15 protein-coding genes are annotated in these 17,430 nt (G+C 72.2%); 1 reads left to right on the top strand and 14 read right to left on the bottom strand.

Going from position 1 to position 17,430, the window contains the following annotated elements; genetic code table 11:
* Positions 1-190 precede the first annotated feature (190 nt).
* Entirely contained in the window at positions 191-322 is a 132-nt protein-coding gene (locus AB0N81_RS05100) for a hypothetical protein (RefSeq protein ID WP_365355797.1), read from the top strand.
* Between the two features lie 209 nt (positions 323-531).
* Here the strand turns inward: AB0N81_RS05100 and AB0N81_RS05095 are convergent, their stop codons facing one another.
* The 14 genes from AB0N81_RS05095 to AB0N81_RS05030 all read right to left on the bottom strand — a co-directional run bounded on the left by AB0N81_RS05095 (position 532) and on the right by AB0N81_RS05030 (position 17,196).
* A complete protein-coding gene (locus tag AB0N81_RS05095) occupies positions 532-888 on the bottom strand; it encodes an MmcQ/YjbR family DNA-binding protein (RefSeq protein WP_365355795.1) in 357 nt (118 codons plus the stop codon).
* Positions 885-2,198 carry a hemolysin family protein gene (locus tag AB0N81_RS05090; protein ID WP_365355793.1) on the bottom strand — a complete coding sequence of 438 codons (1,314 nt, stop codon included), beginning with the start codon at positions 2,196-2,198 and terminating at the stop codon, positions 885-887. Before AB0N81_RS05090 ends, AB0N81_RS05095 begins: the two co-directional genes overlap by 4 nt.
* A 4-nt stretch (positions 2,199-2,202) precedes the next feature.
* Positions 2,203-2,700, bottom strand: coding sequence for an rRNA maturation RNase YbeY (gene ybeY, locus AB0N81_RS05085; protein WP_365355791.1), 498 nt, complete (start codon positions 2,698-2,700; stop codon positions 2,203-2,205).
* A 12-nt stretch (positions 2,701-2,712) separates the two neighbouring features.
* Positions 2,713-4,800: a PhoH family protein gene (locus AB0N81_RS05080; RefSeq protein ID WP_365355789.1), complete on the bottom strand. Its 2,088-nt coding sequence runs from the start codon at positions 4,798-4,800 to the stop codon at positions 2,713-2,715.
* A 155-nt stretch (positions 4,801-4,955) separates the two neighbouring features.
* Positions 4,956-6,059: a PfkB family carbohydrate kinase gene (locus AB0N81_RS05075; protein WP_365355787.1), complete on the bottom strand. Its 1,104-nt coding sequence runs from the start codon at positions 6,057-6,059 to the stop codon at positions 4,956-4,958.
* 24 nt (positions 6,060-6,083) lie between these two features.
* Positions 6,084-7,397, bottom strand: coding sequence for a glucarate dehydratase family protein (locus AB0N81_RS05070; RefSeq protein WP_365355785.1), 1,314 nt, complete (start codon positions 7,395-7,397; stop codon positions 6,084-6,086).
* A 197-nt stretch (positions 7,398-7,594) separates the two neighbouring features.
* Positions 7,595-8,779 carry a macrolide family glycosyltransferase gene (locus AB0N81_RS05065; protein WP_365355783.1) on the bottom strand — a complete coding sequence of 395 codons (1,185 nt, stop codon included), beginning with the start codon at positions 8,777-8,779 and terminating at the stop codon, positions 7,595-7,597.
* Positions 8,780-8,940: 161 nt separating this feature from the next.
* Positions 8,941-9,942 carry an adenosine deaminase gene (locus AB0N81_RS05060; protein WP_365355781.1) on the bottom strand — a complete coding sequence of 334 codons (1,002 nt, stop codon included), beginning with the start codon at positions 9,940-9,942 and terminating at the stop codon, positions 8,941-8,943.
* A gap of 33 nt (positions 9,943-9,975) precedes the next feature.
* Positions 9,976-10,881: a ribonuclease Z gene (locus tag AB0N81_RS05055; protein WP_365355779.1), complete on the bottom strand. Its 906-nt coding sequence runs from the start codon at positions 10,879-10,881 to the stop codon at positions 9,976-9,978.
* Between the two features lie 15 nt (positions 10,882-10,896).
* Entirely contained in the window at positions 10,897-11,250 is a 354-nt protein-coding gene (locus AB0N81_RS05050) for a histidine triad nucleotide-binding protein (protein ID WP_365355777.1), read from the bottom strand.
* Between the two features lie 89 nt (positions 11,251-11,339).
* Entirely contained in the window at positions 11,340-14,549 is a 3,210-nt protein-coding gene (locus AB0N81_RS05045) for a S41 family peptidase (protein WP_365355775.1), read from the bottom strand.
* A 46-nt stretch (positions 14,550-14,595) separates the two neighbouring features.
* Entirely contained in the window at positions 14,596-15,201 is a 606-nt protein-coding gene (locus tag AB0N81_RS05040; protein WP_365355773.1) for a hypothetical protein, read from the bottom strand.
* Positions 15,202-15,385: 184 nt separating this feature from the next.
* Positions 15,386-16,126, bottom strand: coding sequence for a 16S rRNA (uracil(1498)-N(3))-methyltransferase (locus tag AB0N81_RS05035; RefSeq protein ID WP_365355771.1), 741 nt, complete (start codon positions 16,124-16,126; stop codon positions 15,386-15,388).
* A complete protein-coding gene (locus AB0N81_RS05030; protein WP_365355769.1) occupies positions 16,123-17,196 on the bottom strand; it encodes a nitronate monooxygenase in 1,074 nt (357 codons plus the stop codon). Before AB0N81_RS05030 ends, AB0N81_RS05035 begins: the two co-directional genes overlap by 4 nt.
* Between the last annotated feature and the right edge of the window lie 234 nt (positions 17,197-17,430).

The following is a 17,430-nucleotide window of genomic DNA, read 5'->3' as shown; positions in this document are numbered from 1 at the left end:
TCAACTGGCCGACAGGGTAAGGAGGTTGAAGATCATCACGACCAGCGGGGAACTCACTCCAACGAGTGTCGCCGGCCTCCCGGCTCGCTGGTCGGCCGACTCATCCGATTCCCCCTTCCTGCTGCCACCCGTTCGTGGGGCGCCGCGGTATCCACGACTGGGAGTGGAACCAGGAAGGAGAACAAGCCCCATGGCTGACAAGCCGGACGGGCGTCGTGTCACCCGCACGTGGACCGACTGGGCCGCACACGCGGCTCCGTGGGCCAGTCTTCTCGTAGTGCTCGGCGAGTGCTTCGAGAAGTGGGTACTGCCACACGTGTGACACACGGCCGGCCCCGACCCGAAAGGGCCGAGGCCGGACACGGCGGACGCCATCGCACAAGACGTTTCCACTCCGAGTTCCCTTGGCCGGCAGCCCGGAGTGGGAGCGTTTCGGATCCGCCTGTCACTCCATTCTGCCCGCCCCACCACCCCGCTGGCGAGGGGCTGACGGGCCACTCTGCACAGAGCGCTCCGGGTCGCGTACGCCCCTCAGGGGCGGTCGAGCCGCAGCCGCTCCGCCCGCGGCAGACCCGCGACCACCAAGTCGTAGGAATCCTCGACGAGTTCCCTGATCTGCCGGTCGGGCAGCCCGCCGTCGACCGTCACCGTGTTCCAGTGCCGCTTGTTCATGTGCCAGCCCGGCACGATCTCCGGGTGCGCGGCCCGCAGCCGGTCGGCGAGGTCCGGCTCACACTTGAGGTTGACGGTGAGCGGGCTGCCGTCGAGGGCCGTGAGCGCGAACATCTTCCCGGCCACCTTGAAGACGGAGATCTCCGGCGTGAACGGGAACTCCTCGACCGCGCCGTTGAAGGAGAGGCAGAACGCGCGCAGGTCCTCGGGCGTCACCCGGCCTCCCCGGCCTTCTCCGCGCCGCCCCCGGCATCGGCGTCTGCGGGCTCCACGAGCACCGTCATGATCCGGTTCCGGCGGCCCGCGGCGGACTCCGCGGTGAGCTTGAGCCCCCGCCCGTCCGGCAGCGGCACCACCGCCGACGCCCCCGCGATCGGGACGCGGCCAAGACGCTTGGCGAGCAGACCGCCGACGGTCTCCACGTCCTCGTCGTCGAACTCGTCGAAGCCGAAGAGCTCGCCCAGGTCGCCGATGTCGAGCCGCGCCGTGACGCGGTAGCAGCCGTCCGCCAGCGCTTCGACCGGCGGCAGCTCACGGTCGTACTCGTCGGTGATCTCCCCGACGATCTCCTCGAGGATGTCCTCGATGGTCACGATGCCCGCCGTACCGCCGTACTCGTCGATGACCACGGCCACGTGATTGCGCTCCTGCTGCATCTCCCGCAGCAGATCGCCCGCGTTCTTGGTGTCCGGCACGAACGTGGCCGGGCGCATCGCCGTCGACACCAGCTCGGACTCGCTGTCCCGGTTGATGTGCGTCTTCCGCGCCAGGTCCTTCAGATACACCATGCCGACGACGTCGTCCTCGCTCTCGCCCGTCACGGGTATGCGCGAGAAACCGGAGCGCAGCGCGAGGGTGAGCGCCTGGCGGATCGTCTTGAACCGCTCGATGGCGACCAGGTCCGTGCGGGGCACCATGACCTCCCGCACGAGCGTGTCGCCCAGCTCGAAGACGGAGTGCACCATGCGGCGCTCCTCGTCCTCGATCAGCGACTCCTTCTCGGCGAGGTCCACCATCGCCCGCAGCTCGGCCTCGGAGGCGAACGGGCCGCGCCGGAAACCCTTGCCGGGCGTGAGCGCGTTGCCGATCAGGATCAGGAGCGGCGGGATCGGGCCCATGACGCGGGCCAGCGGCAGCAGGACGTACGCCGAAGCGGTCGCCGTGTTCAGCGGGTGCTGGCGGCCGATGGTGCGCGGGGAGACCCCCACGGCCACATAGCTGACGAGGACCATCACGGCGATGGCGACCGCGAGGGCCTGCCACGTCTCGTCGAACTCCTGCAAGCAGGCGTACGTCACGAGGGCCGCCGCGGCCATCTCGCACGCCACCCGCACGAGCAGCGACACGTTGAGGTAGCGCGTCGGGTCGGCGGCGACCTGCGCGAGCTTCGCGCTGCCGCGCCGCCCGGAGCGGACCGCCTCGTCCGCGCGGAAACTGGAGACCCGGGCGATGCCCGCCTCGGCGCACGCCGCGAGCCAGGCCACGACGACGAGGGCGACCGCACCGGCGATCAGCTGAAGGCTCATGGCGCTACGAGACCGTGGGCGCCGGGGACGGGCCGGTCAGGCCCTTCTCGGCGCGCCAGCCGTCGACGATCGCGGCCTGCAGCCCGAACATCTCGGCCTTCTCGTCGGGCTCCTCGTGGTCGTAACCGAGCAGGTGCAGCACCCCGTGGACGGTGAGGAGCTGGAGCTCCTCGTCCATGGAGTGCTGCGTCGGGGCGTCCTTGCCCTGCTGCGTGGCGACCTCGGGGCAGAGCACGATGTCGCCGAGGAGGCCCTGCGGGAGCTCGCCGTCGTCCTTCATGGGCGGCCGCAGCTCGTCCATGGGGAAGGACATGACGTCCGTGGGCCCCGGCAGGTCCATCCACTGCATGTGCAGCTGCTCCATGGCGTCGGCGTCCACGACGATCACCGAGAGCTCGGAGAGCGGGTGGATGCGCATCCGCGCGAGGGCATGGCGGGCGATGTCGAGGATCGCCTGCTCGTCGACCTCGGTTCCGGACTCGTTGTTGACGTCGATCGACATGGTGGTGCTGGTCTACTTCCCGTCGCGGCTGTCGTGCTTCTCGTACGCGTCGACGATACGGCCGACCAGCTTGTGCCGGACCACGTCGTGGGACGTGAGCCGCGAGAAGTGGATGTCCTCCACGCCGTCGAGAATCCGCTGCACCTCGCGCAGACCGCTCTTGGTGCCGCCCGGCAGGTCGACCTGGGTGATGTCACCGGTGATGACGATCTTCGAGTCGAAGCCGAGGCGGGTGAGGAACATCTTCATCTGCTCGGCGCTGGTGTTCTGCGCCTCGTCGAGGATGATGAACGCGTCGTTCAGGGTGTTGTGCGTGAGCAGGTAGTCCTGTGTGACGTACAGCGAGTCCTCGGCCGCGACCTGAATACAGACCGTCTCTTCGCGGCCCGCAGGCTCGATGGAGTCGACGAAGCGCATCGGTCGGCCGCCGCCTCCCGCCGCATGGTACTTGTCCAGTTTGCGCTGGAGGCGGAAGGGGGCGATGCCCTCGGGGAGGCGGATGTCGACGACGTGCGTGTCGTGGCGATGGGCGGCCAGAGCAGTACTCCGTGCATGACCTTCGGCCGGCCGGCGCCGGGTGTAGGCCGTACCGCCGAGAGACTGAACGAGCGCGATCACATCGTCCCGCAGGACGATCGACGCGGTCGAGTACTGAATACGACAGGTGCGGTCGTCCTGGGTGACCGGACCGCCGTCGGAGTCGAGCAGACCCTGAAGTACGGCGAGACGGACCTCTGCGGTGTTGTACAGGTAGTCGTCCGGCACGAACTTGGAGTGCGACCGGCTGCCGAACAGGTCGGTCTCGCGCAGGACACGGGTGACCGGGTTCTCCATGGTGACCACGTCACCGGGCGACTTGATCCGGTTCAACACGTAGTCGGGCCCGCTCTTGTGCCGGACGGCAACGCCGGGGAGCGCCGCGTCCAGCGCGTGGGCGAGCTCGACGTCTTCCGTGGCGAATGATGGAGTGGTGGAGCCGGTGAGACAGCCGTCCCCGAGGAGTAGACCGAGCGCGTAGGGGTCCATGGGGATCTCGCGCTCCGGAAACTCGACGGGGGACGTGAGCATCGGCAGTTCGTACCGGCGGGCGTGGGCCGCGCGGAGGTTGCCGATCATCTCCTGGGTCTCCAGGACCCGCCACGGCTTGTCACGGCGCTTGTCCGACGCCGTGCGGACCGTCCACAGGTGCTCACCACAGCACAGCGTCCAAGAGCCGTCCTGGGCGGTGACACGGTAAATGTCCTTCTGGCCCTGCGGGTAGACACCCAGAACTGGGGTCGGCTCACCGTTCGAGCCCATCACCAGGTCACCGACCTGAAGGTCGCCGATGGGGCGCCAGCCGTCCGGCGTAAGGACATTGGTGAAGACCGGTTGCGCTCTGCCGCGCATGTACGCCAGCGGCGCGACCTCGATCGTGCCCGCCGCCATCAGCCGCGGGATCGAGTCCGGGTCGAGCATGTCGTGCAGGGCGTCGTAGAGCGGGCGCAGGTAGGGGTCGATCTTCTCGTACAGGGTGCCGGGCAGGAAGCCGAGCCGCTCGCCCGCCTCGACCGCGGGCCGGGTCAGGATGATGCGGTTGACCTGCTTGGACTGCAGGGCCTGCACGGCCTTGGCCATGGCGAGGTACGTCTTGCCCGTGCCCGCCGGACCGATCCCGAAGACGATGGTGTGCTTGTCGATCGCGTCGACGTACCGCTTCTGGTTCAGGGTCTTGGGGCGGATGGTGCGGCCGCGGGACGAGAGGATGTTCTGCGTGAGGACCTCGGCGGGGGTCTCCTCCGCGCCGCTGCCGTTCTCGTCCGCCCTCAGCATGGCGATCGAGCGTTCCACTGCGTCCTCCGTCATCGGCTGACCGGTGCGGAGCACCAGCATCATCTGGTCGAACAGGCGCTGGATGAGGGCGACTTCGCGGGCCGCGCCCACGGCGCTGATCTCGTTGCCCCGGACGTGGATGTCGGCCGCCGGGAAGGCCTTCTCGATCACCCGCAGCAGGGCGTCGCCGGAGCCCAGCACGGTCACCATCGGGTGCTTCGCCGGGACGGTGAAGTGGGCTCGGGCCTGGTCCTGCGGGTCGGTGTGAGTCGTGGGTGTCTGAGTCATGGGCCGGCTCTGAAGGCCTGCTCATCCTCCTCGTGCGGGGCTTGGTGGCCGCTCGACAGCCTTGCACTGCCAAGAGTACGACGCGGCACGCCCGGGACCGTAGGGCTTTTCCCCCGTCCGCCTCACCTCTCTCCCCCCTCTCCCCCGGGCCCCGGCTACGCCGACCGGAAGCCGATCGTCGGCACGGCCCGCCGCAAGGGCCACGGGCGTGCCGCCGCCGGCAGCAGGCCCTCCAGGAACGCGTACCGGCGCAGCGCCACCGGATTCTGGCCGTCCAGTTCCCGCACCCGGCGCCACCACGCCCCCACCTCGGCCCAGCCGGGGGCCGACAGGGAGCCGCCGAACTCCTGGACGGAGAGCGCCGCCGTGAGGCCGGCGAAGGCGAGCCGGTCCGCGAGGGGCCAGTCCGCGAGCGTCCCGGTGACGAAGCCCGCGACGAAGACGTCACCCGCGCCCGTGGGGTCGAGTGCCTCGACCTCGATGGCCGGGACCTCCGCCGTCTCGCCGGTCCGCCGGTCCACCGCGTACGCGCCCTCCGACCCGAGCGTCACGACCGCCAGCGGCACGTGCTCGGTCAGCGCCCGCGCCGCCGCGCGGGGGCACGACGTGCGGGTGTAGCGCATCGCCTCCTCCGCGTTGGGGAGGAACGCCTCGCAGTGCCGCAGGTCGGGCAGGGCCGCGAGGTCCCAGCGGCCGGTGTCGTCCCAGCCGACGTCGGCGAAGATGCGGGTGCCGCTGCGGGCGGCCTGCGCGATCCACGGGGCGCTGGTGCCGGGCGTCAGCGAGGCGACGGCGGCACGGGCGCGTGGCGGGCACGAGGGGGCGCCCCCGTCCGGTGCGTCGGAGTCCGGCGGCGGCTCGTGGCCGTGGCTGACCATGGTGCGTTCGCCCTCGTACGCCATGGAGACCGTCACCGGCGAGTGCCAGCCGGGCACGGTCCGTGACGGGGTGAGGTCGATGCCCTCGCCCTGTTCGAGGGCGTCCCAGCAGTACTCCCCGTAGTGGTCGTCCCCGAAGGCCGCGGCGAGCGACGTGTGCAGGCCGAGCCGGGCGAGCGCGGTCGCCATGTTGGCGACGCCGCCGGGACTCGACCCCATGCCGCGCGCCCACGACTCGGTCCCGCGCACGGGCGCGGAGTCGAGGCCGGTGAAGATGATGTCGAGGAAGACCGTGCCGGTGAGGTAGACGTCGCAGTCCGGATCACCGGCTCTGCGGGCCGCCTTCAGCGGGTCGATGGTGGGCTCTACAGGTACGACCATGCAGGCAACGTAACGGACGGAGGGCTACCAGCGCGGCACGGCCGGGGTCGTCCACGCCGGGTCGGCGACCCGCATCGCCGCCGCGTCGTCCCGCTCCCGCAGCGCGCGGAAGTCGTCGTCCAGCCAGCGGGCGTGCAGGGCCGCGAGCTTCTCCCGGTCGAGCTCGACGCCGAGGCCGGGGGTGTCGGTGACGGCGACCTTCCCGCCGGTGAACCGCGGCCGGGCGGTCAGGACGTCCTCGGCCTGCCACGGGTAGTGCGAGTCGCAGGCGTGGTCGAGCCCGGGGACGGTCGCCGCCACGTGGGTCATGGCGGCCAGGCTGATGCCCAGGTGTGTGTTGGAGTGCATCGACACGCTCACGCCGAACGTCCGGCAGACAGCGGCCAGTTCACGGGTGCGGCGCAGCCCTCCCCAGTAGTGGTGGTCGGAGAGGACGACCTGCACGGCCCCCTTCGCGAAGGCCTCCGGTATCTCCTCGAAGGTCGTCACGCACATGTTCGTGGCGAGCGGCACCCGCGTGCCCGCGGCGACCTCCGCCATGGCGGGTGTGCCGAGCGCCGGGTCCTCCAGGTATTCGAGTACGTCGCCGAGCTCCTCCGCCACCTTCAGCGAAGTCTCCACGGACCAGGCCCCGTTGGGGTCGAGGCGGAGCGGCCGGCCGGGGAACGCATCGGCCAGGGCGCGGATCGCGGCGGCCTCCTCGTCCGGCGGGAAGACGCCGCCCTTGAGTTTGAAGGACGAGAAGCCGTACCGCTCGGCGAAGAGCCGGGCCTGGGCGACGATGCCGGCCGGGTCGAGGGCCGCGCCCCACCCCTCGTCCCGCTCACTCGCGACGCCCGCCGGGTGGGCGGCCCACTTGTAGAACAGGTAGGCGCTGTACTCCACGGCGTCGCGCACCTTGCCGCCGAGCAGCGCGTGCACGGGCAGCCCGAGCGCCTTGCCCAGGGCGTCCAGGCAAGCGACCTCGAACCCGGAGACGACGGAGAGCCGCAGCTTGTCGGCGCTCTGCACGCCGCGCAGACCGCCGACGTCCACGGCGTCGTCGATCCGCGTGGCGTCGACGGCCGTCTCGTCCGCGAGTGTGAACAGCCGGTTCGGCTCGGAGACCGTGCACCCGACCAGCCGCCGGGCGAGCGGCCGCGCGATCTCCAGATACTTCCCGTCCCCGTACGTCTCCCCGATCCCCGTCACCCCACCGGCCGTGACCACCTCGATGACGAGCCGGGGCGTATAGGGCTGATGCACGCCCTGCGTGTTGAGCAGCGGTGGATCGGCGACGAGGACGGGGGTGAGGCGGACGTCCGTGATGACGAGACTGCCGGAACGGTGTCCATACATGAGAACGGAGAGTAGATATGGGAACAGCGGTCGTCAATGGGGCAGCACCCCGAGCCCCGGCAAGGGGCTCGGGGAACTGCGAAAGGGGCGCGGGGAACTGCGAAAGAGGCGCGGGGAACTGCGAAAGAGGCGCGGGGGAACTGCGCGACCAGCCACAGCGAACCCGCGGCATCGAAACCGCCCCGACCGGCGGCGCGCTAAAGCTCCGCCTCGATCAGGTCGGCGGCCCGCGCGGCGCCGCCCTCCGCGCGGGCCCCCGCCCGCAACGCGGCGGACCGGCGCGCGACTTCGGGGTCCGAGACCAGCTCCAGCAGCGCGGCACGCAGCGCGTCCGCCGTCGCGGCCTCCGTGTCGATGCGGCGGGCCACTCCGAGCTCCACGAGCCGGTCCGCGTTCATCGGCTGCTCCGCGCCCTGCGGCACGGCGATCATCGGCACACCGGCGAAGAGCCCTTCCCCGCTGCTCCCCATGCCCGCATGGGTGACGAAGGCGTCGGCCTGCTCCAGGACCGCCAACTGCGGCGCCCAGGAGCGGACTTCGACGTTCCCCGGAACGTCACCCAGCTCCGCCCGATCGACATGCTTGCCGATCTGGAGGACGACATGCCACCCGGGCAGATCCCCGAACGCGGCCACGCACCGCCGGTAGAACTCCGGCTGCACGGTGTACGCCGAGCCGAGCGAGACCAGGAGCACCTTCTCCGCGCCCGTGGGCCGCGTCCAGCTCTCGCGCAGGGCGCGGTCGCCGAGGCAGGGCCCGACGAAGTCGATCCGCTCGGGGTCGACGGTGTCCGCGTGGGGCTGCATGGCCCGCGCGACCGTGGCGATCGCGCGCGGCGGGCGTCCGGAGAACTCGGCCACGTCGAGCGTCGTGGCCCCGGACCCGGCGAGCCACTCCTTGAACCGGGCCTCCAGGGCGTCGGCGCCCGGCAGTTGGGCGAGGTACGCGCCGACGTCCTCCTGGTAGCTGCCCCACGCCACGTAGGTGGGCGACAGCTGCACGATCGGCCGCCCCTGCGCCTCGGCGAGCGCACGGGCGACGTAGGCGCCGATGTCGTACAGGTACAGGTCCGCCGGATCGTCGTCGTACGCCGCGTGGAGCTGCGGGAGCACCGCCATCGCGTCGTCGAGGAAGAGCGCACTGGCCGCGATCGGGTCCTCGGGCCAGATGTTGTCGCGGAACGGGAGCGTCGACTCGTACGCGACGAGTTCGGCGCCCGTGGGCTCGATGAGACCCGCGGTGGCCGGGTCGTTGGCGTACGTCACGCGGTGGCCGCGGGCCACCAGCTCGCGGATGATCTCCAGTCCCGGCAGCACGTGGCTGACCATCGGGACGCCGATCATGGCGATGTGGGCAGGGCGACGGGAGAGCCGTCGAGGCATGGGTGTTCCTCCGGGAACAGAGAGCTACGGAAGGGAAGAGAGACACGGCGGCCCGCCGCCTCGGCCCTGTGCGGGCGGGCGGGCGGGGGCCTACTGGGCCGTGTCAGCCGTAGATCTGCGCGATGGAGTCCATGCCGGGACCGTATCGCGGCCCCTGGCGATCAGTCGAACGAATAAGCCTCGACCTCGGCGAGGTACTTCGCCCGCAGCGCCTCGTCCGCCGCGTCCCGGTCGAGGAAGCTGGCCAGGAAGGAGTTCCTGGCCAGCGTGCGCAGCCGCTCCCGGTCGAGTCCGAGCGCCTCGCGCACGGCGTGGAAGTTGTCGTCGGCGTACCCGCCGAAGTAGGCCGGGTCGTCGGAGTTGACCGTGCACATGAGGCCGGCGTCCAGCATCTGCGGCAGCGGGTGCTCCTCCAGGACGTCGATGGTGCGCAGCCGGACGTTGGAGAGCGGGCAGAGCGTGAGCGGCACCCGGTCGCGGACCAGGCGCTCCACGAGCTCCGGGTCCTCCATGCAGCGCAGCCCGTGGTCGATGCGCTCGACGCGCAGGACGTCGAGGGCCTCCGTGATGTACGCGGGCGGGCCCTCCTCCCCCGCGTGGGCGACCAGCCGGAGTCCGCGGGCGGCGGCGGCCTCGTACACCTCCTTGAACTTGGCCGGCGGGTGGCCGACCTCGGCCGAGTCGAGGCCGATGCCGATGATGCGGTGGAGGTGCGGCTCGGCGGCCGTCAGGGTCTCCAGGGCGGAGTCGGCGGACTGGTCGCGCAGGAAGCACATGATGAGCCGCGTGGAGATGCCGTGCCGCTCCTCGCTGCGGTCCAGGGCGCGGCAGAGACCTTCGACGACGGTGGCGATCGGGACGCCGCGTGCCGTGTGCGCCTGCGGGTCGAAGAAGATCTCCGCGTGCCGGACGCCCTGCTCGGCGGCTCGGGCGAGGTAGGCGTCGGCGAGCTCCTCGAAGTCCGCCTCGGTGCGCAGCACGGCCATGAGGCTGTAGTAGAGGTTCAGGAAGGTCTGGAGGTCGTCGAAGAGGTAGGCCTTGCGGAGCTCTTCGGTGTCGGCGTAGGGCAGTTCGACGCCGTTGCGTGCGGCGAGGGCGAAGGCGAGCTCGGGTTCGAGGGTGCCTTCGATGTGGAGGTGGAGTTCGGCCTTGGGGATCGGCATGGTGCGGTCTCGCTCAGTTCTGGGGGGGGTGGTTCAGGTTCGTTTGGGGAGGGGGACGCGCAACAGGTCGCGTGCGACGGTGAGTTCGCCGTCGAAGCCGGCGGCGCGGGCCTGCTGTTCGTAGCGGGTCGGGTCGGGGTAGCGCTGGCTGAAGTGCGTGAGGACGAGGTGGCGCACGCCCGCATCGACGGCCACGCGGGCTGCCTGACCGGCGGTCAGGTGGCCGTGGTCGGTGGCGAGTTGTTCGTCCTCGTCGAGGAACGTCGACTCGATGACGAGCATGTCGCAGCCCTCGGCGAGCGCGTGCACGCCGTCGCAGAGCCGCGTGTCCATCACGAAGGCGAACCGCTGCCCCCGCCGCACCTCGCTGACCTCGTCGAGGGTCACGCCGCCGAGGCTGCCCTCCTTCTGCAGCCGCCCGACGTCGGGCCCTGTGATGCCCCGCTCGGCGAGCAGCGCGGGCAGCATCCGGCGCCTGTCGGGCTCGGTGAGCCGGTAGCCGTACGACTCGACGGGGTGGGAGAGCTTCATCGCGTCGAGGGTGTACGAGGGGGTGACGGCAAGCGGCCCGTCCGCGGCGACCGGCTCCTCGGCGAGCGGCACGGTCTCGCGGTAGGCCGTCGCGTACCGCAGGCGGTCGAAGAAGCGCCGGCCCGACGCCGGGTAGTGGGCGGTGACGGGGTGCGGGACCCGGTCGAGGTTGATGCGCTGGATCACCCCGGCGAGGCCGAGGGAGTGGTCGCCGTGGAAGTGCGTCACGCAGATCCGGTGCAGGTCGTGGGCGGCGACCCCGGCGCGCAGCATCTGGCGCTGCGTGCCCTCGCCGGGGTCGAACATGATGCCCTGGCCGTCCCAGAGCAGGACGTAGCCGTTGTGGTTGCGGTGCCGGGTGGGGACTTGGCTCGCGGTGCCGAGCACCACCAGTTCACGTACGGACAAGGAGGGCGGCCCCCGCTATCCGGGCGGCCACTGGAGGCCGCGGCCGCCCAGGACGTGCGCGTGCGCGTGGAAGACGGTCTGGCCCGCACCGGAACCGGTGTTGAAGACGATGCGGTAGCTGTCGGCCCGCTCCTCGGCGGCGACCTCGCCCGCGTCCCGCAGCACGTCCGCGGCGATCGTCGGCTCGGCCGCGGCGAGCGACGCGGCGTCCGGATAGTGCGCCTTGGGGATCACCAGGACGTGGGTGGGCGCCTGCGGGTTGATGTCGCGGAAGGCGAGGGTCGTTTCGGTCTCCCGGACGAGGGTCGCCGGCACCTCCTTCGCGACGATCTTGCAGAACAGGCAGTCGCTTTGCGCTTTGCCCGCCATGGGCCGCCTCCTAGCTGAGCATGAGCACGATGGGAAAGATCTCTACGTTCGGCATGCTATCGGCCGTCCGTCCGGGTGCCCGGGCGAGGTCACTCCCCGCCGGGCAGGGGCGGCGCGGTCTTCGCCGGGCTCTCCTCCAGTGCGGCGAGCGCGATGCGGACCGCCTCGTCCAGCTGCGGGTCGCGGCCCGCCGCGTAGTCGTCCGGGGTGGTGACGACCTCCACGTCCGGGTCGACGCCGTGGTTCTCGACGCCCCACTCCTGGCCCTCCAGCCAGAACGCGTACTTCGGCTGTGTCACCAGCGTCCCGTCGACCAGGCGGTAGCGGCTGTCGATGCCGACGACGCCGCCCCATGTGCGGGTGCCCACCACGGGTCCGATGCCGAGCGCTCTGATTGCGGCGTTGACGATGTCCCCGTCCGAACCGGAGAACTCGTTGGCGACGGCGACGACCGGGCCGCGCGGCGCGTCGATGGGGTAGCTGAACGGGCGCGAGCCCCGGGGCATGTCCCAGCCGACGACCCGGCGCGCCAGCTTCTCCACGACGAGCTGCGAGGTGTGCCCGCCGCGGTTCTCCCGCACGTCGACGATCAGGCCCTCCCGGGTGACCTCGACGCGCAGGTCGCGGTGGATCTGCGCCCAGCCGGGCGCCTGCATGTCGGGCACGTGGAGGTAGCCGAGGCGGCCGCCCGAACGCTCGTGGACGTAACTCCGCCGGTCGGCGACCCAGGCGTGGTAGCGCAGCGGCTCCTCGTCGTCGACGGGGATCACCACGGCGTGCCGCGGATCGCCGCCGCCGGCCGGCGACACGGTCAGCTCGACGGGCTTGCCCGCGGTGCCCACGAGCAGCGGCCCCGGCCCTGCGACCGGGTCGACGGGGCGGCCGTCGACCGCGATGACCGCGTCACCCGGGCGGGCCGCGACGCCGGGCCCGGCGAGCGGCGAACGCGCGGCCGGGTCGGAGACCTCCGAGGGCAGGATGCGGTCGATGCGCCACAGGCCGTCCTCGCCGCGTGAGAGGTCCGCGCCGAGGAGCCCCTGCCGGTGCGCGCCGCCGACACCGCCGGGGATGACGTACGCGTGGGAGGTGCCGAGCTCGCCATGCACCTCCCACAGCAGGTCGACGAGGTCGTCGTGGGTGGCGACACGGGCGAGCACGGGGCGGTAGCGCTCCAGGACGGCGTCCCAGTCGACGCCGCCCATGTCGGGCCGCCAGAAGTTGTCCCGCATGAGGCGGCCCGTCTCGTCGTACATCTGGCGCCATTCGGCGGCCGGGTCGACGGTGTGCCGGACCCGGGAGAGGTCGACGGTGATGTTCGAGTCGCTGTCCTCGTCGCCGGAGGCGCGCCGGTCGCTGGGCACCACCTTCAGCTTGCCGTCGGTCCACAGCAGGACCCGCTTGCCGTCCCCGGTGACCGCGAAGTGGTCGGCGTCCGCGGCCAGTTCCTCCACGCGGCGCTGCGCGAGGTCGTACCGCTCCAGCTCCGTCCGGGGTTCCGGGTCGTGCGGGGTGGCGCGGGAGGCGCCGAGCACACCGCGCACCGGGTGGCGCAGCCAGAGCAGCCCGTCCTTGGCGGCCCGCAGCGTGGTGTAGCGGGCGGCCTCGACGGGGAACGGCACGATGCGGTCGGCGAGGCCGTCGAAGTCGATGCGGGTGACGGGCGCGCCCTCGCTGTCGGGGGTTTCCGTGCCGTCCTGCGCCTCGAAGGGCCTGCCGTGCCGCTGCGGCCCGAAGGGGGACGGTGTGGTCGCGGCGAGCGTGATCAGGTGCGGCCGGGAGCCGCCGACGAAGGCGAGGTCGAAGACGTGCTCGTCGTAGACGGGGTCGAAGGCGCGCGCGGACAGGAAGGCGAGGTGCTTGCCGTCGAGAGTGAACGCGGGCGCGTAGTCGCGAAAGCGCAGCGGGGTCGCCTCGGCGACCGACAGGTCCGCGGTGTTGGCGAGCCTCAGCTGGCGCAGCGGGCTCGGCCCCGGGTGCGACCAGGCGAGCCAGGAGGAGTCGGGCGAGAAGACGAGCCCGGTGGCCTCGCCGTCGTCGCTGCGGTCGACCTCGCGGACCTCACCGCTCTCCCGCTCGACGAGCAGCACCCGGCCGTCGTGCGAGGCGACGGCGGCCCGGGAGCCGTCCGGGGCCATGGCGAGCCCGAGGACCCGGCCGAGCTGTCCCGCGGCGAGCCTGCGCGGGGTCGCGCCGGGCGCGGGTCCGGTGGCCGGCGCGAACTCGAGCGCCTCGTCGCCCTCCGCGTCCGTCACCCACACCACATGCTCCTCGCCCTGGACGCGGAAGGTGCGGGGCAGCCGGGCGCGCACGCCGTGCTCGGCGGCGAGCGCGCGGGCGGGACCCTCGCGGTGGGTCACCCAGTGCACGGAGCCGCGCACGGAGACGGCGCTGCCGCGTCCGGTGTGGCCGGGCGCGGCGGCCCCGAACCAGCGGGCGGCGGCCACGAGGTGCGGCTGCAGGTCGGTGCGCTGTCCGCCGAGACGCACGTCCAGGCGGCGCGGCTCGGCGTCCGACAGGTCGTCGAGGAGTAGGAGTTCACCGGCGGACATGTAGACGACGCGGGTTCCGTCGGTGGCGGCGTGCCGTGCGTAGAAGCCGTCGACCGCGGTGTGGCGCCGCAGGTCGGAGCCGTCGGGCAGGGAGGAGTAGAGGGCGCCGACGTCCTCGTGGTCGGAGAGGAAGGCGATGCGGTCGCCCACCCAGAGCGGGTACTCGATGTTCCCGTCGAGCTCTTCGTGGACGCGCACGAAGGAGTCCCCGTCGGGGCGCCGAATCCACAACTTGCCCGCGGTGCCGCCCCGGTACCGCTTCCACCAGGCGGCCTCGCGGCCCATCGGGGCGGAGAGCAGCAGGACCTGCCCGTCGGGGCCGTGCGCGACGTCGCCGACGATGCCGTACGGCAGTGTGGCCGCCGGTCCGCCGTCGAGCGGCACGGCCCGCGCCCAGCTGCGGCGCAGCGAGGCCTGTCCCGCCGCGCTGACCACGAGGACCTGCCCGTCGGGGGTCCAGCCGCGCACGGCGGTCTTCCAACTGCCCCAGTACGTCAGCCTCTTGGACGGCCCGCCGTCGGCGGGCGCGATGTGCGCCTCGGGGGCTCCGTCGCGGGTGGAGGTCCAGGCGACGGTCGTACCGTCCGGGGAGATCCGGGGGTGGTTCACGGGCATGTCGTCGGCGCTGACCCGCCAGGCGCGGCCCCCGTCGAGGGGCGCGACCCATACGTCGTCCTCAGCCGTGAAGGTGATCAACTCGCCGTGGATGTGCGGGAACCGGAGATACGCGGAGTGCGCTGCCTCTGTCACGCCGACCAGCCTAGGCAGGCTCCCGGCGGGCCGACAGGGGGCAGGATCACTTGCCGGGGACGCAGTCGCAGGTCGGACGGGGCGGCGGGTCCGGGGTGACGGTCACGGTGACGGTGGTGGTGGGCGCGGGGTCGGGCCGCTCGTGGGAGGGCGGCGGCCGGTGGGAGTCGGGCGGATCGGAGGGCTGCTCGGAGGACGGGCCGGAGGGCTGACCGCCGTCTCCCTCACCGTCCCCATCGCCGTCGCCCGCCTCGCAGTTGCCAAGGACATCGACGCGGAACCACTGCTTGCCGTCGACCTCGGCGGTCAGGTTGCCGCGTACGCAGGCGCTGTCGACGACGGAGTGCACCGTGCCCTTGACGGTGATGTCCTTGCCGTCGTCGGTCTCGCCCTGGCAGTCCACCTTCACCACCGCGTCGGCCGACGCGGACTCGCCGCGCGGGGTCACCTTGTCGTCGAACCTGGCGGTACAGCTGAGCCACGCCACGTCGGCTTTCTGCCGCTCCAGCTCCTTGGTGCCCATCTCGTCGACGGTGAGCGCGACCGCGGAGGTGTTCATGCCCCCGTCCACGGGGTCGCACGCGGTGACGCCCAGCGCGGCGGCGCCGGCGAGCCCGACGGCGTACACGATCGTCGAACGCCTCTTCGCCACCACCCGGCCACGTAACCGCCTCAATGCCCCCATAGGCGGCAGAGTGCCACCGCACACGCCGGTACGGAAGACCGCTTGCGGCCATCTGCCCTCGCGCGTACGGGAGTTGGTCCGACCGGAAACGGCTCGACCCGCTCCGACCGGAAACGGCTCGACCCGCGACGCACACCCTCCCCGGGGTCGCTCAGGACCAGCGTCCCGTGCGCCCCAGGAGCAGCGCCGTCGCCGCGGTCCCGGCGGTCGACGTGCGCAGGACACTGCGTCCGAGCCGGTACGGCTTCGCGCCCGCCCCGGCGAACGCCGTCAGCTCGTCCGGGGAGACACCGCCTTCGGGCCCGACCACCAGCACGATGTGCCCGGCCGCCGGGAGCTCCGCCGTGGCCAGCGGTTCGCTGCCCTCCTCGTGCAGGACGGCCGCGAAGTCGGCGCCCGCGAGGAGCGCCGCGACCTGCTTGGTCGACGCGGCGTCGGCGACCTCGGGGAAGCGGACCCGGCGCGACTGCTTGCCCGCCTCGCGTGCGGTGGCCCGCCACTTGGCGAGGGCCTTGAGGCCGCGGTCGCCCTTCCACTGCGTGATGCAGCGCGACGCGGTCCACGGCACGACGGCGTCGACGCCGGTCTCCGTCATGGTCTCCACGGCGAGCTCGCCGCGGTCACCTTTGGGCAGCGCCTGCACGACGGTGATGCGCGGCGACTGTTCGGGCTCCTCGGCCACGGAGTCCATCTGCACGACGAGCCGGTCCTTGCCCTCGGTGTCGAGGACCACGCACTCCGCCCACCGCCCGGCGCCGTCGGTCAGGACGACGTCCTCACCGGCGCGCAGCCGCTTCACGGAGACGGCGTGCCGCCCTTCGGGCCCGTCCAGCACGTACCGTCCGCCGGCGCCCGCGGTGAAGTCCTCGACGACGAAGACGGGGGCGGTCACGCGGCGCCCTCCGGCGTCGACGAGGCCCTGGCCTCGGCCAGTTCGGCGGCGAGGACCTCCACGAGCTGTCCGGCGGGCAGCTCCCGGGCGAGCCGGTGGCCCTGCCCGGCCCAGAGCGCCATGGCCTGCGCGTCACCGGCCTTCGCCGCGGCCTTGCGCAGGCCGCTGGTGAGGTGGTGCACCTGCGGGTAGGCGGCGGGGGCGTACGGCCCGTGCTCGCGCATGAAGCGGTTGACGAGGCCGCGCGCGGGGCGCCCGGAGAACGCCCTGGTCAGCTCGGTCCGTACGAACAGCGGGTTGGTCATGGCCTGCTTGTGCAGGGGGTTGGCGCCCGACTCGGGGGTGACGAGGAACGCCGTGCCGAGCTGCGCCGCGTCCGCGCCCGCCGCGAGCACCGCGGCGATCTGCGCGCCGCGCATCAGCCCGCCGGCCGCGACGATCGGGATCTGCACGGTCTCGCGGACCTGGGTGATGAGGGAGAGCAGTCCGATCCCGGAGCCGTCGGCCTCGGGATTGTCCTTGTGGGTGCCCTGGTGTCCGCCCGCCTCGATGCCCTGCACGCACACGGCGTCGGCACCGGCCCACTGCGCGGCCTGGGCCTCCTCGGCCGTGGTGACGGTGACGACGGTCAGGGTGCCGACGCGCGCGAACGCGTCAAGGACGTCACGGGTGGGGCACCCGAAGGTGAAGGAGACGACCGGCACCGGATCGTCGAGGAGGATCGCGAGCTTCGCGTCGTACCCGTCGTCACGCCCGCTGTCCGGGTCGCCGAGCTCCGTCTCGTACCAGGTGGCCTCACCGGCGAGCTGGCTGCGGTAGACCTCGACGGCCGCGGCGTCGGCGGTGTCGGGCTGCGGCATGAACAGGTTGACGCCGAAGGGCTGCGAGGTCAGCCCCCGCAACTGTTTGATCTCCTGGTACATCCCGTCGGCCGTCTTGTACCCGGCGGCGAGAAACCCGAGCCCGCCGGCCTCGGCGACGGCCGCGGCCAGCTGCGGCCCCGAGGCACCGCCCGCCATGGGGGCCTGCACGATCGGACAGCGGCGGAGATCGGTCAGTACGGAGGACATGCACGCATCGTGCCACGCTCCTCGGGCCGCACCGAATCGCGCACCCCGCACCGGGCGTACGCCGCCTCGTCTGCCCCACGACCGCCGTCGGCGGCTGCGGGCCGTCGCGGGTTGCTCGCGCAGTTCCCCGCGCCCCTTGAAGGCCCGTCCCGGGCCCCTTCAAGAGGCGCGGGACGGGGTTGTTTTTAGGGGCGCGGGGAACTGCGCGACCAGCCCCCACCGCCCCGCAGGTGA

Source organism: Streptomyces sp. NPDC093510 (assembly GCF_040683555.1).
Taxonomy (GTDB): Bacteria; Actinomycetota; Actinomycetes; order Streptomycetales; family Streptomycetaceae; genus Streptomyces.
This window is presented reverse-complemented; position numbering and strand designations above follow the sequence as displayed.